The following is a 15,804-nucleotide window of genomic DNA, read 5'->3' as shown; positions in this document are numbered from 1 at the left end:
TTTAAATTCTACATTCTTTTTGATACTAAACAAGCCGTAATAAAGGCAACAAATGCTACTAAAACTATATAAGCTCCACCACCGATTTGATATAAAAATGGTGGATTTTCACCAATTGCAACTTTGTTTAAAAACGGCAATAATATAGGAGTTATAAATCCTGCTATTGCGTAAGCTAGGTTGTAGCTAAAGCTAATTCCACTATAACGAATTTTTGCAGGGAAAATCTCAACCATAATTAAAGGTGTAAAGTTCATAAGTCCTGCACTAAGAGTTGCTAATAAATAAAAACTCACAAGTAAATTAATATCCTTGCCTATATACAACTCATAAAAATACATCGCACCAAAAACACCCCAAAGAATGGCAAAAATCTTATAAATCCTACTAATTCCAAATTTATCACTTAAAAATCCTGTTAAAACACAACCAATCATCATAGCAAGTATTCCATACATTTGAAGAAGGGTATTATCAACAGGGTCTAATTTCATAACAGCTTTTACGAAATTTGGAGCAATTAATAAAAATACAACCACACAAGCAGTTAAAACCCAAGTAACTAAAATAGAAATAAATATCCCAAATCTATGATTTTCTATAACATCTTTTATAGGAAGTTTTACTAAAGAATCGCTTTCTTTCATCTTTTTAAATACAGGAGTTTCATTTAAATATCGTCTAAGATATAAAGAGATTATTCCAAAAATACCACCTAAAGCAAATGGAATTCTCCAACCCCAATCCTTTAGCTCTTCAGTCGTAAAATTAAGCTGCATAATAAGTGCAACCAAACAACCAAGTAAAATTCCACCAACAACGCTTGAAGTTAATAAGCCTATAAATAGACCTTTTTTGTTATCTTCACTATGTTCTCTTACAAATACCCAAGCACCAGGTAGCTCTCCACCTATTGCCATACCTTGAAAAATACGAACAAATAAAAGTGCAATAGGGGCTGCATATCCAATTGTCTCATAAGTTGGAATAATAGCAAGTGCAAAAGTAGGAATTACCATAAGTAAAATACTTAGCATAAACATATTTTTTCTACCAAATTTATCTCCAAAATGTGCCATTACAACGCCGCCTAAAGGACGAGCTAGATAAGCTGCTGCAAATGCTCCATAAGTATTTAGCTCTTGCCAAAACGGACTAAGCGTATTTGGGAAAAAATGATGTGCAAAATAAGATGAAAAAAATACAAATATAATAAAGTCATAAAACTCAAGAGTTCCACCAAGTGAGCTTAAGGCTAGAGTTTTTACTTCTTCTTTGTTTAATTTTTTTGTCATATATCTCCTTTTTCGTAATTTAATTTATCTCTATTAATAGCCAATTCTTCATAAGCTTCGCTAATAAATTTATTTATTTGATAATCAAATGATGAAGTATGAGATAAACCTACAATTACTTGAACTTTAGCACCTTTTACTCCAAAACGATTTTTCATAGCTTCTTGCCTAACTTCATCTATATAACTCTTAACTACAACCTCATCTTCATTAATAATAAAAACTAAAAACTCATTTCCACTCCAACGAGATATGTATTTTTCATAGTTTTCACTATTTTTTCTTAATATATATGCAAATTCTTTTAAGACTTCGTTGCCTAATTCTGTTGTGTATTCTTCGTTAATTTTTCTTAAGTTATTAATCTCTATTACTATTACACTAGCTTGAGTAATTACATCTTCATCAGCATTATGCTCAAGTTTTGCATTCATAATTTCTAAGAAAGAATATTTATGATAAGTTTCAGTTAAGGTGTCAAAACTAGTAAGTCTTTTTAAATGGCTCTTTCTGTTTTCATCATTAACAAATCTAATAACCTGACCTAATTCCATAATAATTTGGGTAAAAAATATAGCACTAACTACGCAAATTATATTGATAATATATATAAATACTTGTCCTGGCTCTTGATACGCCTTGTCGCAATAGAAAAATAAAAATAAATATAACAAGAAATAAACAAAAGGAAATATAAAAATTAAAGCAGAATATTTTCTTAAATTAAGATAATAATAAGATGTAAGCATAATTAAATATAAATCAAATCCATATCCCCAACCAATACTTAAAGAAAAATAAGTAGCTGTAAAAATTGATTCTAATTGAAATAAATACCAAGCATAATGCCTAACGCTTATAAAATTTACTCTTATAATTTTTTTAAACAATGATGATTTAAAAGATTTTTTACCATTTAAAATCTTTCTATATCTATTATAAAAATAATTTTTTTCTCCAAAACTCTTATAAAGTTTTCTACCAACAAACAATAAGAATAAAAAAGCTAAATAATATAAAGATGTTGCAAAAATTTCATAAGAAGTAATTATAAAACCATTGTAATAAAAAATCAAACCAGTAAAAAATCTAGCAAAAAATAAAAATAGACTATTTACTAATATCAAAACTTCATATTTAACCACTTTAAACCTTTTAATTTATATCGTCATATCCACTTTTATACAATATATACTCACGACCCATTGTTTTTGTTTCATATTTTAATTTTACGGTTTCATTTATTTTTTCTAATAAAACTTTAGGTCTTTTTTGAGTATCTATATGCTTGTGGTATTTTGCAACAATTTTTAAATAAATATCAAAATTATCTTTTTTCTTTCTAATCATCTTATCAAAATCTTTGCTTATTGATTCAAGTAAGAAATAAAACTTAGAGCTTTCTTCTTCTAAAATTAATACAAAAGTATTTAAATCCCATTTAATTATAATTTCATCATTAGGATAATAAACTCTTAAAAGACTTAAGAATTCATTCATTACTTTATTTTGGTAGTAGTAATCTATCTTAAAATATGAATCTTGGTCTTTTTGAACAAAAGCTATCTCAAATATACAAACATTAAGATTATTGTATTGATTTTGTTGTCTTTGTAAAAGCAATTGTGTGAAATCTTTTTTATCAATTAGATTGAATTTAGTATGTATTTTTTTAGTTATTTTTATATGACTTTTATTTACAGATAATTTTTCTATATCTTCTATTGATTTTAGACCTACTACATGGTTGCTAAATACTATGCTAGAAAAAACTACAAAAACAGAAATTATAAATAATAAATTAGAAAAAAAACTCTCCTTATAATAAGGATGCCAAAAATAATAATCAATTAAAAATAAAGATATAAATATAGTTAATAGCACTAAATAAGTAATATTTGCTATCAATAATCTTTTTTTAGAATCATTTATAAACATTATATAAATCAAAGTGGCTAGCAAAATAATATATAAATGAGCCCCGCCTGCCATAGAATATAAATATATATTACAACAAATAGCAATGATTATACATGCCCCACCACCCATAAAGCTAAACCAGTCAAGATACCTTGCTACTGATTTTTTCTTTCTATTTAAAAGTAAGGCATAAAATAAACAAGCACAAACAATATATAAACTTGATATAAAAAATTCTTTAGCAAAAAGCATAGTAATACCTAAAAAACCAAATGTAATAATTATGGTTAATATTAAAATTACATAAATTCTTTTTAAGGTAATATTATGATTTCTTATATCTTCATAGGTATCATAAAGCTCTTGTATAAATTCTACTCTTTGACTATCGTATTCTCGCATTATGCCTCGTCATAACTATAATCATCGTCATCATACATATCTTCATCATATATATTATATTCATCAAGACTGCTTAATTCATCATCAAAATCTTGCTCAAATTCGTCATCAAACTCATCTAACTCATCGTCAAATTCGTCTAATTCATCATCAAAGTCATCATATTCACTAAAGCCATCTAACTCGTCATCTTCATAATCTAAAAACTCATCATCATCGTAAGCCATATAATTTTCCTTAATAAAATTAAAAATGCTAATATACCATTTTATTTATATTATTTGTTAAAATCTAAGCAAAAATAAAGGAAAAAAATGCAACTTACACACATAAACGAGCAAAATAATCCTACTATGGTTGATGTTAGTGATAAACAAATTACTAAAAGAAGAGCTTTAGCAAGTGGCAAAATCACAATGAACGAAGAAGCTTTTAAAGCAGTTTTAAACGGAAATGCAAAAAAAGGAGCGGTAATAAATACAGCTATTGTTGCAGCTGTTATGGGAGCTAAGCAAACATCAAATTTAATTCCAATGTGCCATCCACTACCAATTAGTAAAGTTGAAGTAGATATTGAGCCAATTGAGAATGAATTTGCTTTTAGACTAAATGCAGTGGTAATCACCGAAGGAAAAACAGGTGTAGAAATGGAAGCATTAAATGCTGTTAGTGTAGGCTTATTAACGATTTATGATATGGTTAAAGCAATTGATAAAACAATGGTTATTGATGATATAAAATTATTAGAAAAAGACGGAGGCAAAAGTGGTCAATTTAGAAGAAATTAAAGCTGATTTAAAGATAGAATATCCTTGCAACTGGAGCTATAAAGTAATACTTGATAAAGATGATGATATAAATGAATTAGTAAAAAAGCTAGATATTAAAAATGCAAAAATTGAAAGTTCAAAATCTACAAGTAATTATAAAAGCTATAACCTAAGCCTAGAAGTGCCAAATGAAGCTTATAGATTAGAATTATTTTCTACTCTTAAAAAACATTCTAAATTTGTTTTATAAGGAAAAACTATGAAGAATATATTATTTAATGAAATACAAGAAAAAGCAAAAAAAGAATTTATTAATTCAAACGATGATGGATTAATCGCTAGATTATATACCAAGTATTGTGAAGAGCTAGAGAATTTAGAAGCGCTTACAAATGAGAATAAAAATATAGTTTTAAAAGCCCTTTTAAGAGCAAAAATGTCTATAAAAGAGCAAGAGATTTATACTCTTACAAATGAGCTTGAGATGATTAGAAAAGAGATAAAGTCAAAAGAATTAGAGCTTTATAATATTACAAAATCAAGTTTTAATGAGCTAAGTAAGGTAGTTCAAAATGATATTCAAAAAGAATACCTTGAAGAACTTATGTTAAATGAAGCAAACTCATTACAAATTCTTTACGAAACTTCTCAAAATGCTTTTATAAATGTTCTTGAAACAAATATAATGATAGAAGAAAGATGCTTTTTAATAAGTAATTTTATGCTAATTAACGCACTTGAATATGCTAAGTTTAATAAGGATAAAATAATTAATGCAGCTGAACTTATCTTAAAAGCAGCACTTGAACTAGCAAATGAATGGCAAAGCTATGCTGAAGAGCTTTTGACTGGAGTATTAAATGGACTTTTAGAAGGTATATTTGCTATCTTAGAAAGGCTTAAAAAGGATTTGGAAGTTAGCTTAAGTGATAATGAACTTGATAATATGAAATTATCTCTTCTAAGTCTTGAGCGTGATTTTATAGCTATGATTAAGACAAATCTAAATAACGATGCTTCAGGTAAGGCACTTGAAAATATTTTAAACAATAAACTTGATAATAATTTTGCTAAATTTGCAAGATTAGTAAGAGAAAACAAGCAACTACTAAATATAAAATTAATCAAATTTCAAAATAGCGAGCTAAACGAAAAAATCAAAAAAGAATTAAATACTTTAGAAAAAGCTTATAATGAATTTGATGTAAAAAAATTAGCTTCAAATATTTTCACAAAGTTTAAGAAGAACTAAAAAAAGAATTTGAAACTCTCGTTTCAAATTCTAAAAATTATTTAACTTTTATATTACTAAAAATTGCTGGAGTATAATTTACACCCATATTAAATACTTTTTCATCAACCTTTTTAGCATATTCATTTTTTCTATCTTGGTCAATTTTTTTGTATTCAACACCATCTTGATAATATTTTCTTAATATTGCGATTTTTTCTTCATCAGTTTTAGCTGTTTTGATTTCATCAAAAATATTAAGCGATTTATCTAAAGCATTCTCGTGCATTGGAAGTGGAGTTAAAACAAATTTAATATTAGTTTTTTTCAAATCTTCTTCTATATTTTTTAAATGTTCTCTACAATAAGGACAATCAGGGTCGCTAAATACTACCATTGCAGTATTGCTATTTTGCTTTCCTAGATTAATAATCATATCAGGATTTTCTTTAACAAAATCTGTTAATAATAAGCTTAATTTCTCTTGTTTTTCTTTTTCTTTTTTAGCCATAAAACTAGCTTTTAAATCTATACTTTCTTTCATATTAAGCATAGTTGGTGTTCCATAAACTCCATCACTAAAGAAAACATCAGAGCCAACCACAACTCCATCTTTTAATAAATTAAACTCTACCATTTCAAATTTTGAATCAGGAACTTTATCAACTTTTACTAATTCTACTTGAATATTTTCTGGTGTAATTGTTTTTACAAATTCTATAACTTTATCACTAATTTTACTAGCACTTAAAGCGCTTACAACCGACATTGCTAATATTATTTTTTTCATACTAATCTCCTTAAAAAAATAAAAGTTTAATTTTGCATTAAATAGCGTTTATTGTCAATATTTTTTACACCCTTTAAAGTGTCTAAATACTCAAGTAAAGCAATGGCATATTTTCTACTTAAGTCATATTCATTTTTAAGTTCTTGCACTCCTACACCTATTTTTAAAATAGGGCTTATGTTTTTTACAAATTCTTCAAGTGCTTGTGTGCTAATAAAATAATTATGAGCTAGTCTTTTTACCTTATTTTGAGAACATAATTTCTTCATAATATCATCACCACTTTTTCTATCTAAATTAAGCTCATCATAGATATTATAAGGAGCTTTTGGGGTTAGGCAATTTAATTCATCATATATTTTTTCTTCATTATTTTCTAATAATTTTTCTAATTTTTCGCCTTTTTTATAAAAAAGACCATTATTAAATTCTAAAAAATCTAAATCTTTTAAAGCCAAATCACACAAAAACTCATCAATTCCTAATGATTTTTCTAAGCTTTTTGCACTTTGTAATGAATAAGGGTTTTTAGTAAAAAGCTCTTTTATATTGTTTTTTGTATCTTCTAGGGCTTTTTTTGCATATACACAAGCACCATTTAAATCTACTATCTCACCTACTTCTTGAGCGTATTCTAAGGCTTTTTGCGTGCTTAGATTAAATCTTTGCGGCGCACAAAAAAGCCCAAAACCTGAACTATGATTTTGATTTAATAAAGCAAAAGCACTTTTAAAATCTTTTTGCTCTAAAGCATTTAATAATTCAATCATTTTTGATTTTTTAAGTGGCTCTGTAAGTGGATTTAACACCACTCCACCAGCAACAGCACGAGCATTTTTTAAGATTATAAAAGGCTCATTAAAACTTAGAGCAATTGGTTTTTTTAATACAAATTTTGCAAATCTATCGTATTGTAAAAATTTCGCTTCAATTTGCTTATTAGCAGCACAAAACAATACATTTTCATCATGCTTTAATTCACCTTCTAAAGTAGTATAAATCTCATTTGCACTTCTTAAATAACCCTTAGAATAAATGATATTTCCTACTTTTAAATTCCCTTTAAAGACAAAAGCAACCCTAGCAGGTGCTACTACACTTTCTACATTTTTATGCTGAACTTCAATTGATTTTATTTGAATATTTTCTAATTCATCGCTTAAATAAGTTTTGCATTCTAATTTGCCACTTTTTAAAATACCCGTTGCTACAAGACCAATGCCTTTTACATTAAATACTCTATCAACATTGATTTTTAAAGCAAAATCTTCATAATTTGGAACTTTTAAACTCAATAAATATTTTTTAAGCTCATCTATGCCTAATTTGTTTTTAGCACTTACTAAAAATACTCTAATAGGTGTAAAATCAAGTTGCTTTAAAATCTCTTGCTTTTTAGCATCAATATCTTGGCATAAATCAATTTTATTTAAAACTAAAATTATATTCTTTACACCCATAATTTTTAAGATAAAAATATGCTCTAAAGTCTGTGCTTTTAGCCCTTCGTTAATATCTACAACAAGCATTGCGTATTCACTTTGAATACCACCTATCATTGTCTTAACCAAGCTTTCATGACCTGGCACATCAACAAATGAGATATGCTCTAAGTGTGAAAAGCTCAAATCAATAGTAATCCCACGCTTTTGCTCTTCAGGTGTATTATCTCCATCAAAGTCATTTAAAGCTTTAATTAATGAAGTTTTGCCGTGGTCAATATGACCTGCGGTTGAAATTATTAACATTTATAAAGTCCTTCCTTTCTCCATAGTGCGAAATTTTTTTCATATCCTATGCCGTAATCTTCGTAAAATTTAGGGCAATTAATAGCCATTTCTTGAGTTTTGCTTGGCTCATCGTGTGGATAAATATAGTATTTTTCTTTATCAGGATGATTATTGTCTAAATATGTCGGTATTTGTAAGGCTTCATTGCTATTTACAAATTCTAAGGCTTTATTGATTGCTTTATAAGATGAATTTGATTTTTTAGAATTAGCTAGAAAAACTACGCATTGAGAAAGTGTAATCCTTGCTTCAGGTAAGCCAATGTCTTTACATATTTGCAAACACGAATTAGCTATTACTAAAGCATTTGGATTTGCATTGCCTACATCTTCACTAGCAAATATACAAAGCCTTCTAGCAATGTATAAAATATCAATACCTGCATTTATCATTCTAGCAAGATATAAGATTGCTGCATTTACTTCACTTGCTCTTAAGCTTTTAATAAGAGCTGAAGTTAGTAAAAACTCATCTTCTTTATTGCTAATATAATTTGGTCTTAGTGCTTTTAGCTTTTCTAGGCTAATATTTTTAAAAACATTTGCGTATCTTAAAAGATTTAGCATTGCTCTTGCATCGTTTGAGCTTGATTTGATTAAATAATCTTTTATTTCTGTGCTTAAATTAGGTTGAGCTTGTTCTAAAATCTCTTTTAATTCATCATAACTTAATGGCATAAACTCAAAAAACAATAACCTAGAGCATAAAGCCTTATTTAGTGAATACAAAGGATTATGAGTGCTTGCAGCTAAAAAATAAAAATTATTTTCTTCTAAAGGTTTTAATAACACATCTTGAACGCCTTTATTTAAGCGATGAATTTCATCAATAAATACAACAGGCTTAAAAAGGCTATCTTTTTTAATAACTTTTCTAAGTTCTTCAACGCTAAAACTAGCACCATCAAACTCATAAAAATTAGTTTTTAATTCTTTTGCTATAAATCTTGCAAAAGTGGTCTTACCTACCCCGCTTGGACCATAAAAAACACTATGTGGAATTTCTTTTGCTTTTATAAACTCATCAAAAATTTCTCTTACTTTATCCTGCCCTACCATTACTATCCTTTAAGGGCATTGTAATGATTTATTTTAAAAACTTAGCAAAGCTTAAAGCAAAATTAATATATTTTCCAAATCCAAATTCTTTTAAAATAAACAATGATATTTCTTTTAAAATATCAGGTTTTACTTCTTTAACTTCTACTTCTTTTTTAGGCATAAATTTATTCACTAATTCACTTGCCTTGCTTACAATTACTTGAGTTTTTGTAGCTTTTCTAGGTTTTTTAAAAAGTGCAAAAATTGATTTTGCAAGTTTTTTAATAAACGAAAACATTTTCCAACCTTTATTGATAATAATTTTACAAATTATAATTATTTTTGATTAATAAAGTGATATTATTTTTCATAATCTTTATTGAAATTATTTTTAAATTCATTTTTAACTTTAATTTACTAAAATAAGCGTTTTTTTAATTAAGGAAAGTATATGCAAAATAAACTAAAAGAATATGCAAAATTAGTTGGTAACACGCCTTTAGTTGAAGTTGAATATTTATATAAAAATAAAAAATCAAAAAGCTATTTTAAACTAGAATATTTTAATCCAAGTGGCTCTATTAAAGATAGAATGGCATTAGAAATTATGCAAAATGCTGTTAAAAATAATGAATTTAAAGCTGGTATGAGTATAGCCGAAGCAACTAGTGGAAATACAGGTATAGCTTTTTCTGCTTTAGGTGCTTTTATAGGTGCTAGTGTTGAGATTTTTATGCCTTGCTGGATGAGTGAAGAGCGTAAGAAAATAATTAGAAGTTACGGAGCAAAATTAAGAGAAGTTAGTGCTTGCGAAGGTGGATTTAGTGGTAGTGTAAGACTTGCTGATGAGAGTGCAAAAAATGGCAATGTATTTTTACCTCATCAATTTGAAAACGAAAGCAATGTAAAAGCCCATGAAAAAACTGCAAATGAAATTCTAAACACTCTAAAAAAACACAACCTAAAACCAGATTGCTTTGTAGCAGGAGTTGGAACAGGTGGGACTATAATGGGGATTGGCAAGGTATTAAGACCACTTGGAGTAAAAATATGCCCATTAGAGCCTGAAGGTTGCGCTAGTATGAGTAATCCTGGAGAAAATTCAGAGCATAGAATTCAAGGCATAGGAGATGGTTTTGTGCCTGATATTGTAAAGCTAAATGAATTAGATGATATCATCATAGTAAATGATATAGATAGCGTTATAATGGCACAAAAACTAGCTAAAATCGGACTTGGAGTTGGAATTTCTAGTGGGGCTAATTTCTTAGGTTGTATTAAAGCTAAAGAGCTTTTTGGAGATTGCGTAAGCGTTAGTGTATTTGCTGATGATAATAAAAAATATCTAAGCACTGATTTAATGCTAAATATGCAAGATGAAGAAAGATTTTTAAGCAATAAAATTGAATTAATCGGATTTAAAGTATTATAAGGAGAAGATATGAAAAAATTAATTTTACTAAGCATAATTTCAAGTATTGCAATGGCAGATTGCTCTTATAAAATCAATAAATTAGAGCGTGAATTAAGCTATGCAAAACAATATGGCAATTTTAATAGAGTTAGAGGTTTAGAAAACGCTTTAGCAAATGTAAGAGCACATTGTGGTGGCGGTAGTGTTTATAATAATGATTATTACACTAGAAAAAATGAGATTAAAGACACTATTGAAAGATTAGAAGATGAAGCTGAGCGTAAGATTGATAGGATTGAAGACAAGCTTGATGAATTAAATGATATGAAAAATAGTATGAGTAAAGACGAATACAAAAGAAGAAAAGCAGAATTAAAAGCTGAAAAAAATCGTATAAAAGACGAATATAAAAGACAAAAACAAGCTTTAAAAAACTCTTATAAATATTAAAAAAGCCTAATTTTTTAGGCTTTAATTCTTCAATAATTGCTTAATCGCTAAAGATGATAATAAAAGTCCCATAGAAGCAGTCATTCCCATAAAAGACCCAAGCCCAACACACATTGGCTCTTCTTCGCTATAAGCCATTTTAAATTTACCTTTAAATCTGCGTTTTTTAAGCTCAAGTCTAACGGCTTTTGCTAAAGCACACATTTTAGTCTTATCCCAATTTGCAACCTTTAATTTTAAAGGGTCAATTCTTTTTGCAGCCCCACCACTGCTAATAAAACTAATACCTTTTTCATAAGCAATTTCAGCTATATCGCATTTGGCTTTAACATCATCAATACAATCAATCACTAAATCAAATTCTTTATCTTTTAAAAACTCTAAAAAGCTTTCTTTAGTGATTAATAACTCATAACAATTTGCTTTATAAAATTCAGCAAAAACGCTAGCCTTGCTAAGTCCAATATTTTCAGAATGTAATTGTCTATTTTGATTACTAGCTTCAAAATAATCCTTATCAATCCCACTTACATTAATACCAACTCTAGCAAGTGAGCTAAAACACATACCACCAACTCCACCAAGCCCACAAATTAGCACTTTTTTTGAACTCAATTTATCATAATTATCTTGAAATAATAATCTAGCTCTTGCAAATCTCTCACTCATTTTCTAACCATTTCTTTACTTTTTTTAATTCTTTTTTAGCCGTTAGATTTAGCTTAATTGGAGTAATACTTGCATAACCTTGTCTTACATAATCAATATCATCATCTTTTGCTTTTACCTTGCTTAAATCATACAAGCTATCTAGCCAATAATACTCTAATCCTCTAGGGTTTTTACATATTTTACTTGAGAATTCATATCTCATTTTACCCATTTTACAAACTTTATAACCTTTATAATCACTCTCACAACTTGGATAATTTACATTTAAAAATCTTCTTTTTTTAAGTGGATTAAGCTTAAGTAATTTTAAGATTAGTTTAACAGCAAGTTTACTTGAACGCTTAAAATCTATATCTTTTTCATAAAGTTGAGAAAAAGCAATCGCATTCACTCCACAAAGCACACTCTCCATACAAGCAGCCGCCGTGCCTGAATAGGTTATATCTTCAGCTAAGTTTGCTCCATTATTAATCCCACTTACTACCAAATCAGGTAATTTATCCTTAAAAATAGTGCAAAATGCAAGATTTACACAATCACTTGGTGTGCCATCTTTTAAGGCATAATAATTTTTCTTAATTTTTACAAAACTTAGTGGATGATTTAGTGTAAGCGAATGCGCACAAGCACTCTTATTGCTCCAAGGAGCAACTACAAAAACCTCTAAATCTTTAATCTTTTTAAGTCTTTTTCTAAGTGCTAGAAGACCTGGTGCATCATATCCATCATCATTGGTTAATAATATTCTCATTTTTACCTTTTCATATCAAAATCTATAAATAATTTTATTTTTTTATCATTATTAAATAATTCTAATCTATATCTCATAGTGCTTAATAAACAAGTGCTTACCACAAACTCACTTTCATAATCTCCGTTATCAAGTCTAATAAGCTCGGCATTTATAACACCCATATCCATATTAAGCCCATATAATTTAAGATTTAGATTATCGTATTTAGGTAAGCCTTTAATTATTAATTTAGTTTCTTCCATAAATCTTATCGGACGATTAATAATTTCAAAACTAATTTTTCTACCTTTGAAATCTTTTTCGCATACATCTTTATTAATAGAGCATTTAAGTGGAGTGTTTAAATAATTTTCATCAATTTTTTCATCATCACAAGCTATGAAAAATAAAGCTAAAAATATTAACACAACTCTCATTTTAAATTCCTTCTAATAGCAACCAAACTAAAGATTGTTAGGATAATTACGCTAATTATTAGCCATAATGGACTTTCAAAATTGCTCTTTTCTCCTGCGTAAGAATGCTTACCTACTAAATAATAATTCACTCCAAAATAAGTCATCAAAATAACGCCAAATCCCCACATACTAAGCAGTGCGTATAATAGTTTTGATTTTAATTTTAAATGCACCAAAATTGCATATATTAATATACTTATTAAAGACCAAGTCTCTTTGCTATCCCAGCCCCAGTATCTTCCCCAAGACTCATTAGCCCAAATTCCACCCAAAAAATTCCCGCAAATTAACAATAATAAGCCTAAATGATTTGCTAAATATATTTGAATATTTGCCTTATCGTAAGGTTTTTTAAATATTACGCATAATAAATAAGAAAAGCTAATTAAAGCACTTAAGCCAAAAAATCCATAAGAAGCAGCAATTAAGCTTACATGAATACTAAGATAAGGAGAATTTAAAACAGGCATTAGATTTGTAATTTGTGGATTAACATCATTAAGATGTGCTGTAAATAATGTAGCAACGCTAAATAATAAGCATAAGCTAAGTAATAGATTTTTTCTAAAAACAAGTCCAGCAAAAACGGAGCTTAAAGCAATATAAATTAAACTCTCATAAGTATTAGTAAGCGGAGTAAATCCTGCTACAAAACCCCTTAATCCAATGAGAATTAAATGGATTAAAAATAGTATTAAAGCAAGATAAAAAATAATTTTAGTATTTTTATTTATCACAAATAAAGAAAGTATAAAAAGCACTAAATAAGCAAAACACAAACTATAAAAAGCATCATATTTGCTTAAAAATATTTGAGTTTTAATCTGTGCTTGGCTAGGTAAAAAATCAAACTGATTTTGCAAGTTTTTAATCTTAGATAAAATCTCATTAGCCTTGCTATAATCATTAGTTTTTTTAGCAATTACTAAAGAGCTTAAATATTCATTAATTAGCTTTTGATTATCCAAGCTTATATTATTTGCAAATGGGCTTTGCAAGTGGTTTTCATCAGGAATTATCTTAAATAATTCTGCTGTAAAAATTAAATATAAAATATTCACACTCTCATCAACTCTAATCAAATCCTTATCATAATCATTAAAATTCGCTTCTCCTTTAGCATAGGTTTTTTTAATTTCATCTTTTAATTTATAACTTGAACCATCGTAAAAATCACTAAATTTTGCTTGTTTTTCACAATTTAAAAATTCTCTTAATTTAGGATTTTTGACCCTAATTAATCTAGCTTCATTTACATAAGTAACATCGGTAATTAATCTAAATATCTCTTCACTTGCAGCGTTTTTATTAGGACAACCAATTTTATTGCATAGCTCTAGTGAAAAAGTATAAAATGGCAAAAATCTATCATTTAAATCTTGAATAATTAAAGAATTTAATTCATTTATATGAGAGTTAAAATCATTTGCTTTTAAATTTGGACTAAGAATTATTATAAAAACAACACTTAAAGCCTTAAAATATTTTCTAGTTTTTAGACTAAATAAATTTAAAAAACACCCAATAAACAATAAAGCATAGCCAATATAAGTAGGAGTTTTGCCTAAATCTTTATTAGCACTTAAAATCGTGCCTTTTAAATCTTCATCATAAGAATACTGAAAATACCTAATACCTTTATAATCAAGCACTTTATTCATAGCTATTTTTACATCTATTTTTTGATTATTATCTAAGATTAATAACTCACTTTCATAATCTTTTGCACTCTTGCTACCTGCGTGGGTTATTAAATTAAATCGTTTTAGATAAATATCAAAATCAAGCTTTAAGCTCTCTTGCTTCCAAGAAATATCATAATCATTTATCTTAATATTATCGTTTAATGCAAGGATTAGTTTTTCTTTTGAAATTCCTGATTTAAATTCTACTCTAATCGCTTGTAAATTACCCCCACTCATACTAAGTGCATCTTTTGAATGAACTAAATAATTTAAAGCCGAAAAAGAAAACTCATCTAGCAAATATATACCATCTTTTAATTTAAAATCACTGCTTAGAATTTGATTTAAGAATTTCATTTCTTGATTAGTGTTTATATAAAACTCATTATCTTTTATATAAAAATTAACATAATTAGTGCTTGTTTTGTTAAAGCAAAAATCAATATTAGCAACACTAACGCATTCATTATAATTAATCTCAACATCACTATATCCACTATCAAAATTAAATCTTAATTTTAAATAACTAGGGTCGTTTAAATCATCACTTTTTACCTTAGTAATCCCTGCTTCATAGCTAAAATCAACAAACCTTAAACTTGCATTATCAAGTTTTATAATCTCATTTAAATTACTAGTTTTACTGATTTTATCATTGTGTTTTAAGACTAATTCAGTTTTTGTGCTTTTTATCTCATTTGCTTTATTATCAACCCTTAAATGAATAATGCCTTCAAAACCAAAAAAATGAGTTAAAACAGCACCAATAAATATAAAAATAAAAGAAATGTGAATTAAAAATAATGAAATATTTTTATAAAGTTTGTATTTAAAAATCGCATAAATCACACTTAAAAACAATAAAACCATAATCAAGTGAAAATACCAAGCATTATAAACTAAACTCATAGCATAACTTGTGCCTTTTGCACTCTCAATAAATGTAGCAACCCCACAAAAAATAGCAAAAATTAGCATATAAACTAAAGAAATCTTTAAATTTAAAAATTTATTTAAAAACATTATTATTAAAACTACTTTCTTTTAAAATCATTCTTAATTGATAAAATTTATTATCTAAACTTAAAGCTATATTTTATAATAAAAGCCTTAAAAAATAAGAAAATTAATTA

The 15,804-nt window shown here is 27.2% G+C and carries 17 protein-coding genes; 5 read left to right on the top strand and 12 right to left on the bottom strand.

From position 1 onward, the window contains the following. Positions 1-8: 8 nt before the first annotated feature. Genes AVBRAN_RS01175 through AVBRAN_RS01160 form a run of 4 tightly spaced genes read right to left on the bottom strand, consistent with a single transcriptional unit; the run spans position 9 to position 3,844 of the window. Positions 9-1,295, bottom strand: coding sequence for an MFS transporter (locus AVBRAN_RS01175; RefSeq protein WP_214149661.1), 1,287 nt, complete (start codon positions 1,293-1,295; stop codon positions 9-11). Next, a complete protein-coding gene (locus AVBRAN_RS01170) occupies positions 1,292-2,440 on the bottom strand; it encodes a diguanylate cyclase (RefSeq protein WP_214117448.1) in 1,149 nt (382 codons plus the stop codon). Before AVBRAN_RS01170 ends, AVBRAN_RS01175 begins: the two co-directional genes overlap by 4 nt. Positions 2,441-2,450: 10 nt before the next feature. After that, positions 2,451-3,617, bottom strand: a complete 1,167-nt coding sequence (locus AVBRAN_RS01165; RefSeq protein WP_214117449.1) for a hypothetical protein — start codon at positions 3,615-3,617, stop codon at positions 2,451-2,453. Continuing rightward, on the bottom strand, positions 3,617-3,844 hold the full coding sequence (locus AVBRAN_RS01160; RefSeq protein WP_214117450.1) for a hypothetical protein: 228 nt from the start codon (positions 3,842-3,844) through the stop codon (positions 3,617-3,619). The genes AVBRAN_RS01165 and AVBRAN_RS01160 overlap by 1 nt, the downstream gene beginning before the upstream one ends. 87 nt (positions 3,845-3,931) lie before the next feature. On the opposite strand from AVBRAN_RS01160, the gene moaC reads away from it, so the two are divergent. Genes moaC through AVBRAN_RS01145 form a run of 3 tightly spaced genes read left to right on the top strand, consistent with a single transcriptional unit; the run spans position 3,932 to position 5,639 of the window. Next, entirely contained in the window at positions 3,932-4,405 is a 474-nt protein-coding gene (moaC, locus tag AVBRAN_RS01155; protein WP_214117451.1) for a cyclic pyranopterin monophosphate synthase MoaC, read from the top strand. Then, the gene (locus AVBRAN_RS01150) at positions 4,383-4,637 is read left to right on the top strand and encodes a DUF493 domain-containing protein (RefSeq protein WP_214117452.1); all 255 of its coding nucleotides are present in this window, start codon (positions 4,383-4,385) and stop codon (positions 4,635-4,637) included. Before moaC ends, AVBRAN_RS01150 begins: the two co-directional genes overlap by 23 nt. 9 nt (positions 4,638-4,646) lie before the next feature. Beyond that, positions 4,647-5,639 carry a hypothetical protein gene (locus AVBRAN_RS01145; RefSeq protein ID WP_214117453.1) on the top strand — a complete coding sequence of 331 codons (993 nt, stop codon included), beginning with the start codon at positions 4,647-4,649 and terminating at the stop codon, positions 5,637-5,639. A gap of 37 nt (positions 5,640-5,676) precedes the next feature. Here the strand turns inward: AVBRAN_RS01145 and AVBRAN_RS01140 are convergent, their stop codons facing one another. The 4 genes from AVBRAN_RS01140 to AVBRAN_RS01125 are packed head-to-tail and all read right to left on the bottom strand — an operon-like array spanning position 5,677 to position 9,536. Further along, on the bottom strand, positions 5,677-6,408 hold the full coding sequence (locus AVBRAN_RS01140; RefSeq protein WP_214117454.1) for a thioredoxin domain-containing protein: 732 nt from the start codon (positions 6,406-6,408) through the stop codon (positions 5,677-5,679). Positions 6,409-6,434: 26 nt separating this feature from the next. Beyond that, positions 6,435-8,156 carry a selenocysteine-specific translation elongation factor gene (gene selB / locus AVBRAN_RS01135; RefSeq protein WP_214149662.1) on the bottom strand — a complete coding sequence of 574 codons (1,722 nt, stop codon included), beginning with the start codon at positions 8,154-8,156 and terminating at the stop codon, positions 6,435-6,437. Continuing rightward, positions 8,150-9,256: an AAA family ATPase gene (locus AVBRAN_RS01130; RefSeq protein ID WP_239803327.1), complete on the bottom strand. Its 1,107-nt coding sequence runs from the start codon at positions 9,254-9,256 to the stop codon at positions 8,150-8,152. Before AVBRAN_RS01130 ends, selB begins: the two co-directional genes overlap by 7 nt. Positions 9,257-9,284: 28 nt before the next feature. Then, the gene (locus AVBRAN_RS01125; protein WP_214117457.1) at positions 9,285-9,536 is read right to left on the bottom strand and encodes a hypothetical protein; all 252 of its coding nucleotides are present in this window, start codon (positions 9,534-9,536) and stop codon (positions 9,285-9,287) included. A 153-nt stretch (positions 9,537-9,689) separates the two neighbouring features. On the opposite strand from AVBRAN_RS01125, the gene AVBRAN_RS01120 reads away from it, so the two are divergent. After that, a complete protein-coding gene (locus tag AVBRAN_RS01120; RefSeq protein ID WP_214119760.1) occupies positions 9,690-10,670 on the top strand; it encodes a cysteine synthase family protein in 981 nt (326 codons plus the stop codon). Positions 10,671-10,679: 9 nt separating this feature from the next. Continuing rightward, the gene (locus AVBRAN_RS01115) at positions 10,680-11,102 is read left to right on the top strand and encodes a DUF1090 family protein (protein ID WP_214117459.1); all 423 of its coding nucleotides are present in this window, start codon (positions 10,680-10,682) and stop codon (positions 11,100-11,102) included. A gap of 21 nt (positions 11,103-11,123) precedes the next feature. Here the strand turns inward: AVBRAN_RS01115 and AVBRAN_RS01110 are convergent, their stop codons facing one another. The 4 genes from AVBRAN_RS01110 to ccsA are packed head-to-tail and all read right to left on the bottom strand — an operon-like array spanning position 11,124 to position 15,694. After that, complete coding sequence (locus tag AVBRAN_RS01110; protein ID WP_214149666.1) at positions 11,124-11,771, bottom strand: ThiF family adenylyltransferase; 648 nt, start codon at positions 11,769-11,771, stop codon at positions 11,124-11,126. Next, positions 11,764-12,525 carry a 5'/3'-nucleotidase SurE gene (gene surE / locus AVBRAN_RS01105; RefSeq protein WP_214117461.1) on the bottom strand — a complete coding sequence of 254 codons (762 nt, stop codon included), beginning with the start codon at positions 12,523-12,525 and terminating at the stop codon, positions 11,764-11,766. The genes AVBRAN_RS01110 and surE overlap by 8 nt, the downstream gene beginning before the upstream one ends. 2 nt (positions 12,526-12,527) lie before the next feature. Further along, complete coding sequence (locus tag AVBRAN_RS01100) at positions 12,528-12,944, bottom strand: hypothetical protein (RefSeq protein WP_239803326.1); 417 nt, start codon at positions 12,942-12,944, stop codon at positions 12,528-12,530. Further along, positions 12,941-15,694 carry a cytochrome c biogenesis protein CcsA gene (gene ccsA, locus AVBRAN_RS01095; RefSeq protein WP_239803325.1) on the bottom strand — a complete coding sequence of 918 codons (2,754 nt, stop codon included), beginning with the start codon at positions 15,692-15,694 and terminating at the stop codon, positions 12,941-12,943. Before ccsA ends, AVBRAN_RS01100 begins: the two co-directional genes overlap by 4 nt. Positions 15,695-15,804: the final 110 nt, after the last annotated feature.

Source organism: Campylobacter sp. RM12651 (assembly GCF_022369475.1).
Taxonomy (GTDB): Bacteria; Campylobacterota; Campylobacteria; order Campylobacterales; family Campylobacteraceae; genus Campylobacter_E.
This window is presented reverse-complemented; position numbering and strand designations above follow the sequence as displayed.

Excerpts from the sequence above, each read along its gene's own strand:
- AVBRAN_RS01145 (WP_214117453.1), top strand. The coding sequence starts at position 4,647 with ATGAAGAATATATTATTTAATGAAATACAAGAAAAAGCAAAAAAAGAA.
- AVBRAN_RS01125 (WP_214117457.1), bottom strand. The coding sequence starts at position 9,536 with ATGTTTTCGTTTATTAAAAAACTTGCAAAATCAATTTTTGCACTTTTT.
- ccsA (WP_239803325.1), bottom strand. The coding sequence starts at position 15,694 with ATGTTTTTAAATAAATTTTTAAATTTAAAGATTTCTTTAGTTTATATG.
- AVBRAN_RS01115 (WP_214117459.1), top strand. The coding sequence starts at position 10,680 with ATGAAAAAATTAATTTTACTAAGCATAATTTCAAGTATTGCAATGGCA.
- AVBRAN_RS01160 (WP_214117450.1), bottom strand. The coding sequence starts at position 3,844 with ATGGCTTACGATGATGATGAGTTTTTAGATTATGAAGATGACGAGTTA.
- moaC (WP_214117451.1), top strand. The coding sequence starts at position 3,932 with ATGCAACTTACACACATAAACGAGCAAAATAATCCTACTATGGTTGAT.
- AVBRAN_RS01120 (WP_214119760.1), top strand. The coding sequence starts at position 9,690 with ATGCAAAATAAACTAAAAGAATATGCAAAATTAGTTGGTAACACGCCT.
- AVBRAN_RS01110 (WP_214149666.1), bottom strand. The coding sequence starts at position 11,771 with ATGAGTGAGAGATTTGCAAGAGCTAGATTATTATTTCAAGATAATTAT.
- surE (WP_214117461.1), bottom strand. The coding sequence starts at position 12,525 with ATGAGAATATTATTAACCAATGATGATGGATATGATGCACCAGGTCTT.
- AVBRAN_RS01130 (WP_239803327.1), bottom strand. The coding sequence starts at position 9,256 with ATGGTAGGGCAGGATAAAGTAAGAGAAATTTTTGATGAGTTTATAAAA.
- AVBRAN_RS01100 (WP_239803326.1), bottom strand. The coding sequence starts at position 12,944 with ATGAGAGTTGTGTTAATATTTTTAGCTTTATTTTTCATAGCTTGTGAT.
- selB (WP_214149662.1), bottom strand. The coding sequence starts at position 8,156 with ATGTTAATAATTTCAACCGCAGGTCATATTGACCACGGCAAAACTTCA.
- AVBRAN_RS01165 (WP_214117449.1), bottom strand. The coding sequence starts at position 3,617 with ATGCGAGAATACGATAGTCAAAGAGTAGAATTTATACAAGAGCTTTAT.
- AVBRAN_RS01175 (WP_214149661.1), bottom strand. The coding sequence starts at position 1,295 with ATGACAAAAAAATTAAACAAAGAAGAAGTAAAAACTCTAGCCTTAAGC.
- AVBRAN_RS01140 (WP_214117454.1), bottom strand. The coding sequence starts at position 6,408 with ATGAAAAAAATAATATTAGCAATGTCGGTTGTAAGCGCTTTAAGTGCT.